The sequence below is a fragment of the Citrobacter sp. wls706 genome (assembly GCF_005281305.1).
GTDB lineage: Bacteria > Pseudomonadota > Gammaproteobacteria > Enterobacterales > Enterobacteriaceae > Citrobacter > Citrobacter werkmanii.
The window spans coordinates 154,965-174,524 of sequence record NZ_SZXG01000040.1; the positions used below are offsets into that span (position 1 = coordinate 154,965).

Annotated in this window: 18 protein-coding genes; 8 read left to right on the forward strand and 10 right to left on the reverse strand. The window is 48.1% G+C overall.

Going from position 1 to position 19,560, the window contains the following annotated elements; all coding sequences use genetic code 11:
* Positions 1-118: 118 nt before the first annotated feature.
* Genes FDW92_RS20845 through FDW92_RS20860 form a run of 4 tightly spaced genes read left to right on the forward strand, consistent with a single transcriptional unit; the run spans position 119 to position 4,140 of the window.
* Entirely contained in the window at positions 119-1,243 is a 1,125-nt protein-coding gene (locus tag FDW92_RS20845; protein ID WP_042311572.1) for a glycosyltransferase family 4 protein, read from the forward strand.
* Positions 1,236-2,033, forward strand: a complete 798-nt coding sequence (rfaP, locus tag FDW92_RS20850; RefSeq protein WP_042311573.1) for a lipopolysaccharide core heptose(I) kinase RfaP — start codon at positions 1,236-1,238, stop codon at positions 2,031-2,033. The genes FDW92_RS20845 and rfaP overlap by 8 nt, the downstream gene beginning before the upstream one ends.
* 30 nt (positions 2,034-2,063) lie before the next feature.
* Entirely contained in the window at positions 2,064-3,083 is a 1,020-nt protein-coding gene (locus FDW92_RS20855; protein WP_042311575.1) for a glycosyltransferase, read from the forward strand.
* A gap of 46 nt (positions 3,084-3,129) precedes the next feature.
* Positions 3,130-4,140, forward strand: coding sequence for a glycosyltransferase (locus FDW92_RS20860; protein WP_042311576.1), 1,011 nt, complete (start codon positions 3,130-3,132; stop codon positions 4,138-4,140).
* A 27-nt stretch (positions 4,141-4,167) separates the two neighbouring features.
* On the opposite strand, the gene FDW92_RS20865 is transcribed toward FDW92_RS20860, so the two are convergent.
* From FDW92_RS20865 to rfaD, 7 genes are read right to left on the reverse strand one after another with little or no spacing between them, the layout of a single operon-like run.
* Positions 4,168-5,112, reverse strand: coding sequence for a glycosyltransferase (locus tag FDW92_RS20865; RefSeq protein WP_042311579.1), 945 nt, complete (start codon positions 5,110-5,112; stop codon positions 4,168-4,170).
* On the reverse strand, positions 5,113-6,168 hold the full coding sequence (gene rfaQ / locus FDW92_RS20870; RefSeq protein WP_042311581.1) for a lipopolysaccharide core heptosyltransferase RfaQ: 1,056 nt from the start codon (positions 6,166-6,168) through the stop codon (positions 5,113-5,115). It abuts the gene before it with no gap.
* A gap of 1 nt (position 6,169) precedes the next feature.
* Positions 6,170-7,183, reverse strand: a complete 1,014-nt coding sequence (locus FDW92_RS20875; RefSeq protein WP_042311583.1) for a glycosyltransferase family 2 protein — start codon at positions 7,181-7,183, stop codon at positions 6,170-6,172.
* Positions 7,180-8,460: an O-antigen ligase family protein gene (locus tag FDW92_RS20880; RefSeq protein ID WP_137400695.1), complete on the reverse strand. Its 1,281-nt coding sequence runs from the start codon at positions 8,458-8,460 to the stop codon at positions 7,180-7,182. Before FDW92_RS20880 ends, FDW92_RS20875 begins: the two co-directional genes overlap by 4 nt.
* A 16-nt stretch (positions 8,461-8,476) precedes the next feature.
* Positions 8,477-9,445: a lipopolysaccharide heptosyltransferase RfaC gene (gene rfaC, locus FDW92_RS20885; RefSeq protein ID WP_042311585.1), complete on the reverse strand. Its 969-nt coding sequence runs from the start codon at positions 9,443-9,445 to the stop codon at positions 8,477-8,479.
* A 3-nt stretch (positions 9,446-9,448) separates the two neighbouring features.
* On the reverse strand, positions 9,449-10,495 hold the full coding sequence (rfaF, locus tag FDW92_RS20890) for an ADP-heptose--LPS heptosyltransferase RfaF (RefSeq protein WP_042311587.1): 1,047 nt from the start codon (positions 10,493-10,495) through the stop codon (positions 9,449-9,451).
* A gap of 9 nt (positions 10,496-10,504) precedes the next feature.
* The gene (gene rfaD / locus FDW92_RS20895; RefSeq protein WP_003827312.1) at positions 10,505-11,437 is read right to left on the reverse strand and encodes an ADP-glyceromanno-heptose 6-epimerase; all 933 of its coding nucleotides are present in this window, start codon (positions 11,435-11,437) and stop codon (positions 10,505-10,507) included.
* 214 nt (positions 11,438-11,651) lie between these two features.
* Here rfaD and kbl point away from each other — a divergent pair, with 214 nt between their 5' ends.
* The 3 genes from kbl (at position 11,652) to FDW92_RS20910 (ending at position 15,113) form a co-directional block, all read left to right on the forward strand.
* Positions 11,652-12,848 (forward strand): glycine C-acetyltransferase, encoded by a 1,197-nt coding sequence (gene kbl / locus FDW92_RS20900; RefSeq protein ID WP_042311589.1) that lies wholly within the window; start codon positions 11,652-11,654, stop codon positions 12,846-12,848.
* 9 nt (positions 12,849-12,857) lie between these two features.
* Positions 12,858-13,883, forward strand: a complete 1,026-nt coding sequence (gene tdh, locus FDW92_RS20905) for an L-threonine 3-dehydrogenase (protein WP_005120462.1) — start codon at positions 12,858-12,860, stop codon at positions 13,881-13,883.
* A 192-nt stretch (positions 13,884-14,075) separates the two neighbouring features.
* Positions 14,076-15,113: a glycosyltransferase gene (locus FDW92_RS20910; RefSeq protein ID WP_042311591.1), complete on the forward strand. Its 1,038-nt coding sequence runs from the start codon at positions 14,076-14,078 to the stop codon at positions 15,111-15,113.
* On the opposite strand, the gene FDW92_RS20915 is transcribed toward FDW92_RS20910, so the two are convergent.
* Genes FDW92_RS20915 through gpmM form a run of 3 tightly spaced genes read right to left on the reverse strand, consistent with a single transcriptional unit; the run spans position 15,114 to position 18,878 of the window.
* Entirely contained in the window at positions 15,114-16,037 is a 924-nt protein-coding gene (locus tag FDW92_RS20915) for a divergent polysaccharide deacetylase family protein (protein WP_042311592.1), read from the reverse strand.
* A 3-nt stretch (positions 16,038-16,040) separates the two neighbouring features.
* Complete coding sequence (gene envC / locus FDW92_RS20920; RefSeq protein WP_233639320.1) at positions 16,041-17,300, reverse strand: murein hydrolase activator EnvC; 1,260 nt, start codon at positions 17,298-17,300, stop codon at positions 16,041-16,043.
* A gap of 33 nt (positions 17,301-17,333) precedes the next feature.
* Positions 17,334-18,878 carry a 2,3-bisphosphoglycerate-independent phosphoglycerate mutase gene (gpmM, locus tag FDW92_RS20925; RefSeq protein WP_042311597.1) on the reverse strand — a complete coding sequence of 515 codons (1,545 nt, stop codon included), beginning with the start codon at positions 18,876-18,878 and terminating at the stop codon, positions 17,334-17,336.
* Between the two features lie 249 nt (positions 18,879-19,127).
* On the opposite strand from gpmM, the gene FDW92_RS20930 reads away from it, so the two are divergent.
* Entirely contained in the window at positions 19,128-19,559 is a 432-nt protein-coding gene (locus FDW92_RS20930) for a rhodanese-like domain-containing protein (protein WP_003024148.1), read from the forward strand.
* Position 19,560 lies beyond the last annotated feature (1 nt).

Sequence of the window (19,560 nt, forward strand, 5' to 3'; positions counted from 1 at the left end):
GATATACTACTGCGCAATTTCAGGTAGCTAGCCGGCAGAAACATTTCGAAAACATGGGCGGTAAACTTTGGATGTATCAGACCTGCTATGCCTGGCGACGCGATGCGGATATTAATGCATGAATATTGCTTTTTGTTTGTACAAGTATTTCCCCTATGGTGGGTTACAGCGTGATTTTCTGCGAGTAGCGCTCACGGTTGCTGCACGAGGTCATCATGTCCAGGTGTTTACCCAGTCATGGCAGGGCGAACGTCCGGAAGGACTGGAAATTATACTCGTACCCGTCACAGCCAGAACTAACCATGGGAAAAACGAGCAATATTATCAGTGGGTTCAAAATTATTTAAGCCAGCATCCCGTCGATCGTATCGTTGGTTTTAATAAAATGCCTGGGCTGGATGTGTATTACGCTGCCGACGTTTGTTATGCGGAAAAGGTCGCTCGCGAGAAGGGCTTCTTCTATAAGTTGACGCGTCGGTATCGGCACTACTCTGCATTTGAAAAAGCGACGTTTCAACAAGGTTCTGGTACCACGCTTTTGATGTTAACCGATAAGCAAATCGGTGATTTCAAACAGCATTATCATACCGAGAGCCAGCGTTTTCGTATTCTGCCGCCAGGTATCTACCCAGACAGAAAATACAGCCTGCAACCTGAAAACAGCAGGCAGATTGTCAGAGAAAAGAATGGTATTGCTCTCGATCAGTTCCTGCTTCTGCAGGTCGGCTCTGATTTCAAACGCAAAGGTGTGCCAAGAAGCTTACAGGCGTTGGCTTCTTTACCTGAGACTATACGTCACCGTACTCAGTTGATGGTTGTTGGTCAGGATAAGGCCGATCGTTATCGTGCTCAGGCCCGCCAATTGGGTATTGAAAAGCAAGTTCAATTCTTCTCAGGGCGAGATGATGTCGCTGAATTGATGTCTGCTGCCGATTTATTGCTTCACCCGGCAGTTCAGGAAGCCGCTGGTATCGTCTTGCTAGAAGCCGTAGTTGCCGGGCTGCCAGTATTAACCACTGAGGTATGCGGCTACGCAGGGTATATCATTGCCGCCCAATGCGGTGTGGTGATTCCTGAACCTTTTGCGCAGGAAAATTTGAATACAGCACTTTTCGATGCGCTGCAAAATAATGAGCAGAGAAGTCGTTGGGCTGAAAATGCGCGACATTTTGCTGATACAGAAGATCTCTACAGCCTGGCAGATAAAGCTGCAGATATCATTTTAGGTCTCGAAAATGATTGAATTGAAAGAGCCATTTGTCACGCAATGGCAAGGAAAAGACCCGTTCACAGAGGTCACTAAGCTGGATGGCGAGATTTTTCGCGCTCTGGAAACACGGCGTACCCTGCGTTTTGAGATGATGGGAAAAGGTTACTTTCTTAAATATCATCATGGGACCACGCTTAAAGAAGTGTTGAAGAACCTTATTTCTCTGCGCATGCCTGTGCTTGGCGCGGACCGGGAATGGCTGGCGATTCACCGTTTACAAGCATTGAATGTGGATACAATGACGGGTGTTGCTTTTGGACAGAAAGGGCTGAATCCGTTAGAGCGAACCTCATTTATTATCACTGAGGATCTTTCTCCTGCCATCAGCCTTGAAGATTTTTGCGCCAACTGGGGAATTGAACGGCCCGATTTTGTATTAAAACGGACCATTATTACCCGCGTGGCGGAAATGGTGGGTAAAATGCATCGAGGTGGAGTAAATCATCGGGATTGTTATATTTGCCATTTCCTGCTCCAACAGCCGATGCCAGCAGATGTTGCGGAGATCAAACTCTCTGTGATTGATCTGCATCGTGCGCAAATACGTCAGCGGGTACCACGCCGCTGGCGGGATAAGGATTTGATCGGGCTCTATTTCTCCTCACTGGAGATTGGGCTAACGTCCAGAGATATCTACCGTTTTTTACGTGTCTATTTTTCGATGCCATTACGTGAAATCTTTCGTCAGGAAGTCAGGTTGTTTGAACAGGCTGTCACAAAAGCGCAAAAAATAAGACAAAGAACAATAAGAAAAGCGCTATAAATTACACATGAAGTTTGAGGCTATTTTATTATGAACATCGATTTCCAGAAGTTGATCATTCAAAAACATATCATCGACAGCTCGACGCATGGCAAGAGTAAAAAACTAAGCGTTGCGTATGGTGTCGATCGTAATTTTTTGTTTGGATCCGGCATTTCTATGACCTCAGTATTAGTGAATAATCCTGATATTGATATCCATTTTTATATCGCCACTGACTATATCGATGACGACTATCTGGAAAGCATAAAACGCCTAACGCAAATGTACAGTACGACAGTGACTGTCCTTGTTTTCGATAATGCGGCCTTTCGTGAACTGCCGAGCACGAAAGCCTGGACTTATGCAATGTACTATCGTTACTTTGCATTTGAATATTTAAGCACCGAATTAAGCTCGGTACTGTATCTGGATGCCGATGTCATTTGTAAAGGTTCTCTACGGGAACTTACTGAGATTAATTTCTGCGGGGAATATGCAGCTGTCATTAATGATGTTGATGAAGTGCGAATTAAATCCGGTACCAGACTCGGTATCCCTGAACTGAGTAAGGGGTATTTTAATTCGGGTGTTGTATTTGCGAATCTCGAAGTATGGCGTGAGCAGCAGTTGTTAACCAAAGCATTTTCTATATTAGACAAACGCCAAAAGGAATTACTTTATTTCGACCAGGACGTGCTCAATATTTTGTTTGTCGGCAATGTTATTTTCCTGAGAAGAGACTTTAACTGTATCTATGGGGTCGATCAGGAACTCAAAAATAAAAACGATAAGATTTATCAGGATTTCATTACCGACGATACGGTATTAATTCACTATGTGGGCGTCACTAAACCATGGCATTCATGGGCTAAATACCCGGTGGCTAAGTTTTTTATTGAAGCATATCAGAAATCCGCATGGGCAGAAAAGTCTCTGTTAAATGCAAATACAGCCAAGTTGTATAAACGTAAGTCACGACATGAAAGAGTGCAGCGGAAATATATTCGTTCTGTGTTAAGTCATGTTATGTATATAAAAAATAAACTACATAATGCACGGTCGCACTAGTTTGTTGTGCAGATAATTTTCAGATAGCATAAAAAAGGTGTAGTACATGAATTTTGATTGTCATCAGTCTATCAAGGATACCATCGAGATCTTTGGTGCTCCAACAGATCATACCCCTCAGTTGAATATTGCATGGGGGGTTGATCAGAATTTTATGTTCGGAGCGGCAGTTTCGATGTCATCCGTTTTACTACATAATCAAGATATCAGCATTCATTTCCACCTTTTTACTGATTATATTGATTTAGATTATCGGCAACGGCTTGAAAAACTAGCAAAGCAATTTGCTACTAATATAACTGTCTATGTAATGAATGCTGAAGGACTAAAGGTCTTGCCATGCGGAAATGCCTGGTCTCATGCTACTTATTTTAGATTTATTGCATTTGAATATCTTAGCGAAAAAATCGATAGTTTGCTCTATATTGATGCCGATGTGGTATGTAAGGGGTCGTTGATTGATTTAACAAATATCAAATTTGAGCATCATGTAGCTGCAGTTATCCAGGATGTTGATGATAGTCGTTCATATGCAGCTACTCGTCTTAATGTTCCAGAGTTTAATGAGCAATATTTTAATGCTGGGGTTATTTTTGCTAATTTAAAGGAATGGAAGGAGCAACAATTTTTCTCTAAAGCATTTTCTACTCTGTTAGATAAAACTAAGAAATTTGCGTTTCTTGACCAGGATGTTTTAAATATCCTGTTTTTGGGAAAAACTATTTTCTTACCACGAATTTATGATGCAATATATGGTATTAAACAAGAGCTTAAGAGCAAAGATCTTTCAAAGTATAAAGAGTATATAACGCCTGAAACTATTCTGATCCACTATATCGGCGTGACCAAACCATGGAATTCATGGGCTAACTATCCTTCAGCACAGTTTTTTGTTGAAGCGTGGAAGTCTTCTCCATGGGCTGATGTTCCTTTGTTACCAGCCAGAACACCAAAGCAATATAAAAAGAAATCACGGCATGAAAGGCTACAAGGAAAATATGTTGCTTCAGTAATTAGCTATATCGGCTATTTACGTGCAAAGTTACAAAGTAAGTAAAAAAACTCCCGAAAGGGAGTTTTTTATTTAGCGCAATTTCGTTTTGAGATATTTCAGATACCATTTGATAGAAGCGCAGTAATTTCCCCTTTTGGCTTCCTGACGTGAGTAAACCCGATAATCAGTAGGCCTCATTCGTGGGGCATAAGAGCGCATTTCTGTGGTCTGCCAGGGTGTGAAATGATGGTAGAAAAGATACAGTTGCTGTGAAAGCCCAGTATGCTCTTTATACCATGGCTTTCGTCCACCGGTGAAATGGATAATGCGTGGCAGGATATCTTTTTGATAGAAGAAGCTATCTTTTTGTTGGTCGTTAAACCAGTTAAACAAAAAATTCCATCGATTATCAATAAATTTGACATTGCCATCCATTGCGATATTCAGAGCATCTTGATCAAAGTAAGGTAGACTTTTTCCCTGTTCAAATAGTACAGTGTTTGCTTTGTTTTCGATGTCGAACTTAATCCAATTTGCGATATTAATATACAAAAAACCGGCATTGAAGTAATGACCTGTACTGAGACCCAGGCGTTTAGCATTTTTTGTATCATGGATATCGAGCGAGTCGTGGCTGACTGCGCAAATGACGTTACTGATATCAATACTGTTAATATCATTGAGTTTATCAAAACACAGAGTATCGGCATCTAAATAGATAAAGTACTCAACTTTATCTTTTAGTAAGCGCGGAACGGCAAGGCGCATATAGGTCGAACGGTTCAGATGTTTGATTGCAAAGTCATTGTTATACTTTTCAATCTCCTCTTTATCAATATTGATAACCTGAATTTTATCACTGGTTGAGCGCAGTTTATTGATTTCGTCGTCCGAGACGTCATAGACAAAAACGAAAAATGACAGGTCTTGTCCTGGGTTGTTCATTATGACAGACATAATGGACACTGCTACATATTCCAGATAATTAGCATCTGTGCAGTAAGCAATATTAATAACGTTATTTTTGTTGTCCATTTATGCTTTCTCATTACCTTTATCATTGCCACTATCATGAAGTACCCTATCGATAGCGTCAATCACGGCTTGCTCCGGTATCCATGTTAAATATTTTTTTGACCTGTCGAGTTCATCTCTGGAGGGCATTGGATGGTAATCACCAGCCCAAATCAACACGGCGTTATCTGACCATGGTCTCCATTGCTGATAATTGGTCGCGCCAAACAGACAGACCTGAGGTGTTCCTAATGCTGCCGCCATATGCATAGGCGCAGAATCGACCCCGATGTAAAGAACGGCATGGTCGATTAACGCAGCCAACTGCAGGAAAGTTGTTTTGCCTGCCAGCGCCAGGTCAGGGGCAGATTGACACAGTTCAGCAATGCGCTGGACTTGCTGTTGCTCACTTTGTGCTGGCCCACAGGTGAGGTAAACATGCAGACCACGCTGATGCAGATGGTCAATCACATGGGCGAATTTATCATCATCCCAACATTTAAATTCTTGTCTGGCAGTAGGTTGAATAACGACATATTTTTGTGAAGATAATGCCGGAAGTTGGGAAAGCAAATGGTGGTAATCATCCTGGCGATAGTGCAGTGACATCTCTTTTTTCAGATCTGCTTCGCTAAACCCGATACCCTTTAAAATGGATAGATTTTGTTCAACTATGTGCGTGCCAGTCATCGGTGTAACACGTGAAAAAAGATTGTTCCATTGTTTCTTATCACGCTCAAATGCAATTGAGGGGCGACGTAAGGAGGCAACAAGAGCGCCAATCGGCCATTGCTCGGTTAGGTTAATGATCAGGTCATAGTGATTTTTTTTCAGCTGTTGACGCACTGAAAGATAATTTTTTACTGTATCTAAAAGGCCTTTCTTTTTCTCAATGAGATAAAAATTATTGATACTTTCATTTGCTGCCAAAATTGATTTTGTATCTTTATAAAGAAGCAGATCGATTTTAGCATGAGGATAACGAGCCTGAATGCTGGCAATAACAGGTGTTGTTAACAGAACATCACCATAGAATTTGAGCTTGCAAATAAGAACACGGTCGACTTTATCAAACATGTTAAAATCCCTTTCGAAAAAATAAACTTTTGCAAGCGGATAGTATCTTATATCTAATTTCAGAAATTGAACGATCAATATGCGGGTATTTCATCTTAAGGATTATTTTATTCTTAACGATTTTTGTATCGCAGCACGCAAGCGCATTCTGAATGTCATTCAACATACTTTCGTTATAACGATAGTAGCCTTTTTTCTTGCGTAAAAGTTTGCGGCCTTCCAGAAAACAATTGATGATCATTAATGTGGCGACGGTACGTTTCTCGTTATTTTCATTCACATAGTTATACATTTTTCGCATAGCAAAGAAGATGCTGTCCGCATCGCTATCAATAATATTTTCGGTAATGCTTTTTTCATTTACCCGATAGTAATATAATTTATTCTCTATCTTTAATATGTTATGACACTTAAAGTATTGGAAGGGACAAAAAATCATGTCTTCATATCGACGATGTTCTTCGAATCGATCGTTGCCAATAATGTCGCGGTGAAAAATTTTTGTCATGAGATGCCATTGCCCGGCACGAAAAGTTGGCAACAGGGGAGCATAGTTATCATCAGCCAAAATAATTTCGTGTTGAGCCAGGGTATTCTTTGCGCCAGGTTTATTCTGATACAGATTGTTTATATTTCGAGTTAAATTGAATTCCACAATATCATATTTTCCCTCCCTAAGTTTAGGGAGAAGGATAGTGAAATAATCAGCACAGACAATGTCATCGCTGTCGACAAAACCAATATACTTTCCCGTTGCCTGGGTCAATCCGACGTTGCGGGTGATTGCAACACCTTGATTTTTCTGGCTTATATATTTTACATTGTTGCAGTTATGCTCATGATAAAATGCCTTGATGCGCTCTTCCGTTAAATCTGTTGAACCATCATTAACAATTATTATCTCCACCTCGTCAGTGATGCTCTGATGGACCGATGTCAACGTAGCTGTGATGAGTTCAGCATTGTTATAAGTAGGTATAATTATGCTCAGCAAATAACCTGAAGCGTTAATCATGGCATTGTTCTCTCGTTGAATTTCGAGCTCAGCATTGCTGCTACACATAACGCCAGCACACTGCTCAAGGCTTCACCTTTGGCATACAATAATAAATCACTCAAGCCATAGATAGCGATAGCGCCTGAGATGACGAACAACAGAGGACTGCGTTGCCAGTAAGCTGTTAAAAACATGGCAGTATAGAGCAAGAGTAGCACAATCACACCAGGGATGCCCTTCAGCGAAAAGGTATCAACGATTTCGTTATGCAGATGGACGTCAAGGAACTTAATTGCCCCTTGCAGCGAGTTATCTTCTACAGCAAGTCGCTGAATTTCTGCACCACGTTGTTCAAGTGACTGCCCTCCGAGATGTACTTTCCCTGCCTCAATACCTGCTCGTTGCATCGCAAGTCGCGCACCAATAGAGGTATTGCTATTGTTCTGGCTGTAAGAGTGCACATCCAGCATAAAATTCTGGTAGCGATGTTCAAGTACTGGCTTTAAAGGGATGGCCGCCAGACCTACCAGTATCATGAAGCCCAATAATGCTTTAAACAACATGGCACGGTTGTGGCGATGGTGTATGAGAAACAGGCCGATGCTCAGGATCGGGTATACCAAAATCGCCGCCCGAGTTTGCGTGGTAATGATAACCGCCAGCGAGATCAAAAAATGTAACAGATACAGTGAAACGGTATGTTTCATACGCAGGTTGATAATGGCCTGAGACGCCAATAAGCCGATCAGTGTCAGCGCATACGCTGTGCCGGTTTGGTGTTCAAAACCAAGTGCTACGCGGTAGTTTAAAGGTTCGGCTGCTCCGGCAAGTTGATATCCCGCAAAAAGATACAAACCGATTGCCGTAAGAATCACCCAGATACTGGTTATGCGGGTTTTATTGGCACACGGTGCTCGCGATGTTAGCGCGGTCATCACCAGTGCGGCAAACAGCATCACTTTGCCACCGTTCTGATATGAGCGGTAGGCTCCGGTAAAGGCTGAGCCTGGTTGTTTAAATATTTCTACCCAAATAATCTGCAGCAAACCGAAGAGTAGCAACATAAAAGGCAAAACCAGATTCTTTTTGTTACTGCATACATGCTTTAAGTTTTTACCTATAAGAGGCAGAGACAGAGCCGTGGAAAAAATAAATATTTTCAGCGCTTCATCTGGATTGACTAGCACCATCCCGAGTGTAGCAAGTATCCCGACATAAAATAAGAAGTATATAAAATCAAATGGATTATTTTTTATACTATATATAAAGCGAGAAAACATGTGTTGGTGAAGCATGGTTCATCTCTTAAAGTTAAAGCAAATTATTATCAACCAGCGATGCGTTGACTAAACTAGCATCCAGATCCTGCAATTTTCCGGAATGGCTCTGTTGTGTATATTGGTTTTTCCCATATCCCCCAATCAGTCCCGGATCCGTTGGGCCATACAGCGTTATATTGGGGCGATCCAATGCGGCGGTTAAATGGCTTAGGCCTGTATCAACCGACACTACAAATTTGGCCCCCGCCAGAACGCGGGCGACCTCCTCCAGACTCATCCGTGGCAGGACATCAACATAAGTAAACCCTTCCGCCAGTCGCTTGGCACGCGCTTCTTCATGTGCGGCTCCCCAGGGCAGTTTAATGCGTATGCCTGCATTGTTTAACAGGCCAATCAGCTCCCGCCAGTTGGCTTCCGGCCAGTGCTTATCATCACGGGTCGTGGCATGCAGAAACACCGCATACTGCGCTGTATCAGCATTTACTTCCGTCAAAAAATGCTGAGCGATAGCGTAATCACCCTGCGATTGCGGTTTGGTATATCCCAGACTTTTTGCGAACAATTCACGCGTACGTTCTACGGCGTGCTGTTGTCTGGCAATATGGTGCTTGCGATTATAAAACAGGCTCGCTAGCGGTTCACGGGCGGTGCTCCAGTCCATACCATGCTTGACCCCGTGTGCCAGACGGGTAACCAGCGCTGCGCTTTTTACCAGCCCCTGGGCATCAATTATCGCGTCATACTGCTGTAAACGGACGGCATCGTGAAACGCTTTACGCTCGGCTTTAATCGGCGCGGAAAACCACGCTTTACGCCAGCGGCGGATCGCCACCGGTATCACGCGGTCAACGGCCGAATGCCAGGAGGGGATCTGAGCGAACCCTTCTTCCACCACCCAGTCAAAGTGAATATCCGGTATGGCCTGCTGCGCATCGGTTAATGCGGGCAACGTATGCAGCACATCGCCCATAGACGATGTTTTAACGATCAGAACCCGCATCCGTCAGGCTTCCTCTTGTAACAACAGGTCATTCAGTTCTTCCAGTACGCGCTGAGGAGTGATGTCGATCAGGCTCTGGTGATAACCTTCTGCTGTATCGCCCTTACGCACCTTGTGGTAGCCCGTAATCAGGCGGATGACTCGCGCTTTGTGCGACAACGGCGGGGTAAAGTCCGGACTACTTGGACCATACAATGCTACCAGAGGTCGATTCAACGCGGCGGCAACGTGCATTAATCCAGAATCATTGGTAACAACCGCTTTGCAGGCGGCGAGCAGAATGACCGCCTGCTCCAGCTGTGTCTCACCCGCCAGATTACGGCACCAGGCCTGCTGTTCAAGGCTCAGCGTAGCGAGGATCTCATTTCCGGCTTCGTGGTCTTTTGCCGAGCCAAACAGCACAATCTGATGACCTTCATCGATCAATTGTTTCGCCAGTTCCGCATAGTGATAATGTGGCCAGCGTTTCGCCGGACCAAATTCCGCACCTGGGCAAAAACCGATGATCGGACGTTCGGCAGAAAGAGAAAACTGACTACAGGTCAGTGATTTTTCACCTTCGCTGACCTGCAACTGCGGCCATAGCAGAGGCTGCGGCAAATCTTTGGCCGTCAGCATCACGCCTTTATCATAGGCCAGAGCCACATAGCGCTCGACCATCAACGGCCATGCTTCTTTATCCAACACGCGCGCATCGTTTAGCAGGCCGTAGCGCATCTCGCCACGCCAGCCGGTACGATGGGGAATGCCAGCAAAAAATGGCACCAGAGCGGATTTAAACGAATTAGGCAGCACCCAGGCGCGATCATAGCGTTTCTCACGCAGGCTATGACCAAGCTTACGGCGCTCGCCGATCTCCAGCGCGCCATGTCCCAGCGGCATTGCGATGGCTTCGTTGACTTCAGGCATACGCGACAGCAGCGGACGGCACCACGCCGGTGCCATCACGTCGATTATCGCCTGGGGATAGCGCGCCTTGAGCGTGCGATAGAGACTTTGCGACATCATCATGTCGCCCACCCAGGACGGGCCGATCACCAGTATTTTCATGCTAACTTCTTACGCGTCGCGGTTTAGCCAGGCCATATATTCCGTTACGCCTTCGGCAACGGTCTTAAACGGCTTGTCATAGCCCGCTGCGCGCAGGTTAGTCAGATCTGCCTGGGTAAACGCTTGATAACGACCTTTCAGTTTTTCCGGGAATGGAATGTACTCAATGCTGCCTTTTTTATGGTACGCCAGCGTTGCGTCGGCAACGGCCTGGAAAGATTCCGCGCGACCGGTACCGAGGTTAAAGATGCCGGAAACCCCATTTTCGAGGAACCACAGATTTACCGCTGCCACATCGCCAACATAAACGAAATCACGTTTGAAGTTTTCACTGCCTTCGAACAGTTTTGGTGTTTCGCCATTGTTAAGCTGGGTGTTGAGGTGGAAAGCGACGCTTGCCATGCTGCCTTTGTGGCCTTCACGCGGTCCGTAGACGTTGAAATAGCGGAAGCCAACAATCTGAGAGTTGGCTTCTGGCAGGATCTGGCGCACGTATTCGTCGAACAGGAATTTTGAGTAGCCATAGACATTCAGTGGTTTCTCATATTCACGGGATTCGATGAAATCAGATGTACGACCGCCGTAAGTCGCGGCGGAAGAGGCGTACAGGAACGGAATTTCACGCTCCAGGCAGTAGTGCAGCAGCTCTTTGGAGTATTGATAATTGTTATCCATCATATACTTGCCATCCCACTCGGTGGTGGAGGAGCATGCGCCTTCGTGGAAAATCGCTTCGATATCGCCGAAATCTTCGCCAGCCATAATCTGGATCAGGAAGTCTTCCTTGTCCATGTAGTCAGCAATATTCAGGTCCACCAGGTTAACAAATTTAGTGCCGTCTTTCAGGTTGTCCACCACCAGAATATCGGTGATGCCTTTATCATTCAGGGACTTAACGATGTTGCTGCCGATAAAGCCCGCGCCGCCGGTAACGATGATCATAAATGTAACCTTCGAATTATGGAGTCAGAGACAATCTCAGACACGAATACTTCTATCATATCACTACATGGTCCAGGCTTCAGCCATTCACCGATAAGCTGTGCGGGTACGCGTGATTTATGCTTCATTTTGAAGAAGTGATGATGCGTCATCTCGTATCAATGTATAGCTTTGGGTAATATGTGCTGAAATTTGCCCAGTCTGGAGAATTGAAATGCGTGGGGATTTTTACAAACAGTTAACCAACGATCTCGAAACCGCACGTGCGGAAGGATTGTTTAAAGAAGAGCGCATTATTACATCTGCCCAGCAGGCGGATATCACCGTGGCAGACGGAAGCCACGTCATTAACTTTTGTGCGAACAATTATTTGGGGCTGGCTAACCACCCGGAACTGATTGCAGCGGCAAAAGCGGGTATGGATTCTCACGGGTTTGGTATGGCTTCGGTACGCTTTATTTGCGGGACCCAGGACAGCCATAAGCAACTGGAGCAAAAACTGGCGGATTTCCTCGGTATGGAAGATGCCATCCTTTACTCTTCCTGCTTTGACGCCAACGGCGGCCTGTTTGAAACGCTGTTGGGCGCAGAAGACGCGATCATCTCCGATGCCCTGAACCATGCTTCAATCATTGACGGCGTTCGTCTGTGTAAAGCAAAGCGTTTCCGTTACGCCAACAACGACATGGTCGAGCTGGAAGCGCGTCTGAAAGAAGCGCGTGAAGCGGGGGCCCGTCATGTCCTGATCGCCACCGATGGCGTGTTCTCTATGGATGGCGTGATCGCGAACCTGAAAGGCGTCTGCGATCTGGCGGATAAGTACGATGCGCTGGTGATGGTCGATGATTCCCATGCGGTTGGCTTCGTCGGCGAAAATGGCCGTGGTTCGCATGAATACTGTGATGTGATGGGCCGTGTCGACATCATCACCGGCACGCTGGGCAAAGCGCTTGGCGGCGCATCCGGCGGCTATACCGCAGCCCGTAAGGAAGTGGTGGAGTGGCTGCGCCAGCGTTCACGTCCGTATCTGTTCTCCAACTCACTGGCTCCGGCGATTGTGGCTGCTTCCATTAAAGTGCTGGAAATGGTCGAGGAAGGTAGCGAACTGCGCGATCGCCTGTGGGCGAACGCGCGGCAGTTCCGCGAGCAAATGTCTGCCGCAGGCTTTACGTTAGCCGGTGCGGACCACGCGATTATCCCGGTTATGCTGGGTGATGCGGTGGTGGCGCAAGAGTTTGCCCGTGAACTGCAAAAAGAGGGGATTTACGTTACTGGATTCTTCTATCCAGTGGTTCCAAAAGGCCAGGCGCGTATCCGTACTCAGATGTCTGCAGCGCATACCCCTGAGCAGATTACGCGTGCTGTTGAGGCGTTCACACGCATTGGTAAACAACTGGGCGTTATTGCCTGAGGATGTGAAATGAAAGCGTTATCCAAACTGAAAGCGGAAGAGGGCATTTGGATGACCGACGTTCCTGAACCGGAAGTCGGCCATAACGATTTGCTGATTAAAATCCGTAAAACAGCCATCTGCGGGACTGACGTTCACATTTATAACTGGGATGAGTGGTCGCAAAAAACCATCCCGGTGCCGATGGTCGTGGGGCATGAATATGTCGGCGAAGTTGTTGGCATCGGTCAGGAAGTTAAAGGCTTTAAAATCGGCGATCGCGTTTCTGGCGAAGGCCATATCACCTGCGGGCATTGCCGTAACTGCCGTGGTGGGCGTACTCACCTGTGCCGCAATACGACCGGTGTCGGTGTAAACCGTCCTGGTTGTTTTGCACAATACCTGGTGATCCCGGCATTTAACGCGTTTAAAATTCCGGACAATATCTCCGATGATCTGGCGTCTATCTTCGATCCGTTCGGTAATGCGGTGCACACTGCGCTGTCGTTCGATCTGGTGGGAGAAGATGTGCTGGTATCCGGCGCGGGTCCAATCGGTATTATGGCGGCGGCGGTCGCGAAGCACGTTGGCGCACGCCACGTGGTGATCACCGACGTGAATGAGTATCGTCTTGAGCTGGCACGCAAAATGGGCATCACCCGCGCGGTCAACGTATCGAAAGAGAATCTGACCGACGTGATGGCTGAGCTGGGCATGACCGAAGGGTTTGATGTAGGCCTGGAGATGTCCGGCGCGCCGCCAGCGTTTCGCACCATGCTGGACACCATGAACCACGGTGGGCGTATTGCTATGCTGGGGATCCCTCCGTCAGATATGTCTATCGACTGGACAAAGGTTATCTTTAAGGGGCTGTTTATTAAAGGTATCTACGGTCGCGAGATGTTTGAAACCTGGTACAAAATGGCTGCACTGATTCAGTCTGGTTTGGATTTGTCGCCAATCATCACCCATCGATTCTCGATCGATGAATTCCAGCAAGGCTTTGACGCGATGCGTTCAGGCCAGTCAGGGAAAGTGATCCTGAGCTGGGATTAACCGTATCCACGTAGTGGATTCTGTATGTAATCCCCGGATGTTGACTATCGTTAACTCTCCGGGGATTTTTTTGTTTGCTGCACTCACTCATCCGGCGCATTTTCCGCTAAAGTTTTGAGAAATTTTCTCTGAAGATTTACCGCTAAATATGTTAGAAATTGCCGTTAATTATACTGTTTGGCAGGATTTGACATGACCTATACCCCCGGCCTATTGAGCGTCATTATGCCGCTCTACAATACGGGTGAACCATTCATTGCGTGTATGGATTCGCTGATTGCGCAAACGTGGAAAAATCTGGAGATCATCATTGTTAATGATGGCTCTACGGATAACTCTGCGCAGCTCGCACAGGCATATGCGGATCGTTATCCGCATGTTCATCTACTGCATCAGCGGAACGGGGGAGTCTCAGCGGCGCGTAATACCGGGATGGAAGTCGCCAGGGGCGAGTACATCGCGTACGTTGACGGTGATGATATTGCTTATCCGGAAATGTATGAAACGTTGATGAATATGGCGCTGCAGGACAATCTGGATGTGGCGCAGTGCAACGCTGACTGGTGTTTCGCCGAAACCGGCAAAACCTGGGCATCCATTCCTCCCGATCGTATACGTTCTACTGACGTGATGACCGGACCGGACTGGTTAAGAAAAGCGTTAGCCAGCCGCCGCTGGCGGCATGTTGTCTGGATGGGCGTATATCGTCATCAGACGATCCGCGACGCGGGGCTGACCTTCCTGTCTGGCCTGCACCACCAGGATATCATCTGGACCACGGAATTTATGTTTAACGCCAAACGCGCGCGCTATACGGAAGTTCCATTGTACAAATACTTTCTGCACGGCGCGTCCGTGAGTCGTCTGCCGCGTACCGGGCTGAAGAACCTCGCCTATCAGCGCCACTACATCAAAATTACCCGCCTGCTCGACAAGATGAATCACGAGTACGCCGGGCGCATTCCCATTTACCCGGAATTCAAACAGCAGGTGATTTACGAAGCGCTACGCGTTTGTCATTGCATACGTAAAGAGCCGGATGAAAAAATCCGCCAGCGTATGATTGCTGAAGTATTTGTGTCGGGTATGTTCAAACGGATGGTAAGTAATATCTGCAGCGTTAAGCTGGGTTATCAGGTGCTGCTGTGGGCCATCCGCTTTAGCCAGTGGCGCGATAAATCACTGACGCCGCGCCGCCTGGCCCATTTAACGCTGGATCTTAACGACTGATTATTGCCAGCCCTGCCACTGCAGGCGCATATACTGCACCAGCGTGCTTTGGGTGATGCTTTCACCGAGTACGGTGAAGAATCGACTGGCGTAAATGGGTTCTAACGGCTGTTTAGGTTTGCACAATTTCACACCGCGGAAAGGATTACGCGGTGCGCCGTTATTCGGTTGCGTGAGGTTAGGTCTGGAGGTATCGACCTGCGGTTCATTGAGCAGGCTGCTCGGACGAACCAGCGTAATATCGGCTGGCAGATTATAAAGCATCTGCTGTAATACTCGCACCGTGGAAGGATGAGGGTGTCCAATGGCGATCGCTGAGCCGTTGCGGCGCGCAAGATCGACGGCGCGAGTAAACTGACGACGAATGTCAGCTTCATTTTGCGTGTCATCCAGGAAGACTTTGCGTTTGATGACCTTCACACCGGTTCCTGACGCTGCGCGCATGGCCTGGCTGTTGCCGATGGTCATGCTGTCCAGAAAGTAGAGATCGTAACGTTCCAGCGCCTGCATCACCTTCTGCATGCCAAACAGGCTGGAAGTCATCGCGCTACCCATATGGTTGTTCAGCCCCACGGCATTCGGCACTTTGCTTACCGCGTCGCGAATAATGCGTTCAATCTCTTCGCTGCTCATTTCCGGGCGCAAAGTATCTTTCTCTAACGGTTGTTTGCTCAGCGGCGCCATCGGCAGATGGATTAACACTTCATGCCCGCTGTTATGCGCTTTAATCGCCATTTCACGCGCGTGTGGGGCATTAGGGAGAACGGCAACCGAGATGGTGGAAGGCATCGCCAGTACCTGGTTTTCAGTTTGTGGACGATAGCCGAAATCATCAATAACGATGGCGAGTTTGCCAGCAAAAACAGGTGTTACGAAGGCCAGCACGCTGGCAAGAGAGAGTAATTGACGACGAAATTGAGGCAAAACTTATCTTCCCAACCACGGCTGTGGATTGACCGCCTGACCCTGGCGACGAATTTCGAAATAGAGTGCGGGCCTGCCCTGACCGCCGCTGCTACCCACAAGTGCAATAGGCTGTCCGGCGCGAACCTGCGTACCGACGCTGACCAGCGCGCTCTGGTTATAACCGTACAGGCTCATATCGCCTTTACCGTGCTCAACCACCACCACCAGGCCATAGCCCTGCAGCCAGTCCGCCAGAATGACGCGACCATCGGCAATGGCTTTAACTTCGGTGCCTTCGGATGCGCCAATAACCATACCCTTCCAACGTAGCTCACCCTGCAGTTGTTCGCCATAACGATGCAGCGTTGGGCCACGAACGGGCCAGAATGCCTGGCCGCGCGGCGAACCCAGGCCACCGGTACGGGACATCAGTGATTTTTCGCTTTCGGTCGGCTTGTAGGTCGAGCCTTTTCGTGACGCATCCTTCTGCTTATCACGTACGGCCTGCGCCTCGCGCGCTTCACGTTCCGCGCGCGCTTTGGCCGCGGCTTCGGCGCGAGCAATGCTGTTGCGCAGACGGGATTCGTTAGCGCGCATTTCGCCCAGTTGCTGCTGGCCCTGTTGAATTGATGATTCCAGACCCGACAGTGTTTTCTGGCGTTCGTTACGCGCCTGCTCCAGCTTAGCCTGCTGAGCGCGTTGTTCGTACAACAGGGTCTGCTGTTCGCTCTGCTTATCTTCCAGCTCGGCTTTTTGCGAGTCGACCTCTTCGCGGGTTTGTTTCAGCTGCGCGATAGTTTCTTGCCGCGCCTGGTTCAGGTAGCCGAAATAGGCCTGCAGGCGCTGTCCGCGCTGGCTTTCTTCGCCGCTGAGGATGAGCTGAATACCGGTGTGTTCACCCTGGCGAAACGCGGCGTCTAACTGTGCTGCCAGGCTGCGCTCTTGCGCTGCCCGCTGCTTTTCCAGCTTCGCGAGCGCGGCGTTCATCTCAGCGATTTGTGCGTTCAGCTGTGCCAGTGAGTTTTGTGTTTCGCGCAGTTGCCTTGCGGCGACGGCAATAGCCTGTTCCTGAGCTTTAAGCTGAGCGAGGAGAGTGGAACGTTGTTGTTGCTGTTGGCGTACCGCGCGTTCTTTTGCCGCGATATCGGCCTGAATAGATTTGAGCTGATCGCGTTCGTCCGCGTGGGCGGAAAAGGCGCACAGCAATACGCCAGCGCTAAGCGCGCTGGCGTAGAACAAGGGCCTGACTGAAAACTTTGGCAGTTTCACGGCCCGAGTGATGGTATTAATCGCCTTTCCCCTCATGGGGAGGGATTATTCCACGATGAACAGCGGCTTACCAGTCATCTCTTGCGGGATTTCCATACCCATCAGTGTCAGCATCGTCGGGGCGATATCCGAAAGTTTACCGCCTTCGACCGCTTTTACGTTTTTACCACCGACATAAATCAGCGGAACCGGCAGGTTGGTATGCGCGGTATGCGCCTGGCCAGTAGACGGATCGCGCATTTGCTCTGCGTTACCGTGGTCTGCGGTGATCAGCAGCTGTCCGCCAACGGATTCAACGGCTTTCGCTACCTGCTCAACGCAATGGTCCAGCGCTTCAACCGCTTTAACCGCTGCTTCCATCACCCCGGTGTGGCCAACCATGTCGCCGTTCGGATAGTTACAAATGATGGTGTCGTATTTACCACTCTCAATCGCTGCAACCAGCTTCTCGGTCAGTTCAGCAGAACTCATTTCCGGCTGCAGATCGTAGGTAGCGACTTTCGGAGAGTTGATTAGAATACGGTCTTCGCCTTTGAACGGCTCTTCTACACCGCCGTTGAAGAAGAAGGTTACGTGCGCATATTTTTCAGTTTCGGAAATACGCAGCTGCGTTTTTTCGTTCTTCGCCATCCACTCGCCAAAGGTGTTGGCCAGAGATGCTGGTGGGTAAGCAACCGCAGTTTTGATGTCTGCCGCGTATTCGGTCAGCATCACAAAGTTGAGGTTAACGACTTTCTTACGGGCGAAGCCGTCGAAATCAGCGTTAACAAATGCGCGAGTGATTTCACGCGCACGGTCAGCACGGAAGTTCATGAAAATCAGCGTATCGCCGTCTTCCATAGCTGCATCTGCCTGACCTTCGGCACGGATCACGGTCGCTTTGACGAATTCGTCGTTTTCGTCGCGGGCATAAGCAGCCTGCAGGCCTTCAACCGCCGTAGCGAACTGGAACTCGCCCTTTGCCAGCGTCATCAGATCGTAAGCCTGTTCTACGCGATCCCAACGGTTGTCGCGGTCCATGGCGTAGTAACGACCGATGATGGACGCTACGCGACCTTTGCCCAGGGCGGCAAATTTCTCTTCGAATTTCTGCAGGGAATGTTCAGCGCTGCGCGGCGGGGTATCACGACCATCAAGGAAAGCGTGCAGATAGATTTTTTCCGCACCGCGTTCAGCGGCCAGTTCTACCATCGCCATGATGTGATCTTCATGGCTGTGAACGCCGCCAGCAGAGAGCAGACCCATGATGTGTACCGCTTTTCCGGCATTTTTTGCCTGGTCGACCGCGTGGGTCAGCACCGGGTTAGCGAAGAAAGTACGTTCTTTGATTTCGACATCCAGACGGGTAAGGTCCTGATACACGATACGGCCCGCGCCCAGGTTGACGTGACCCACTTCGGAGTTGCCCATCTGGCGATCGGGCAGGCCGACTTCCAGACCAGACGCATCAATCAGGGTATGCGGACGTTTTGCCCACAGCGCATCCATTACCGGGGTTTTAGCACTAAAAATGGCGTTATCCTGGCTGTCTTCGCGATAGCCGTAGCCATCCAGAATCACCAGTACCATAGGTTTTTTAGAAACCGACATTGCGACAACCTCACACTCAATAGATAAAAAATAATTGCGTAATTTTACTACAGCTGAATCGATAAAGTAGCCCCCGAAGATCAAATAATGGGGGATCGCGTGCCAGGGGGAACACCGATTTACATTTTTTTTTCCGTAGCGCCCCGCAAAAATGCAATCCAATGCACGCTCTGGCTGTATTTGCGCCAACGCGCAGGTATACTCCTTTCCTGGTTTTTTTAATCACTGAGTCGGGAGTTGTTACCCCCCATGCAAGAAATTATGCAATTTGTTAGTCGCCACCCTGTCTTGAGTATCGCCTGGATTGCGTTACTGGCGGCTGTATTATTTACCACGTTTAAGAGCCTGACCTCAAAAGTGAAGGTGATTACTCGCGGCGAAGCTACACGTCTCATCAACAAAGAAGACGCCGTTGTTGTGGATTTACGCCAGCGCGACGACTTCCGCAAAGGCCATATAGCAGGCTCCACTAACCTGCTGCCGAGCGAAATCAAAGCCAACAATTTTGGCGAACTTGAAAAACACAAAAACAAACCTGTGATTGTGGTTGATGGTTCAGGCATGCAGTGCCAGGATTCAGCAACTGCGCTGATTAAAGCCGGTTTTGAGCAGGTATCCGTACTGAAAGACGGCGTAGCGGGCTGGAGTGGTGAGAATCTGCCACTGGTTCGCGGCAAGTAAT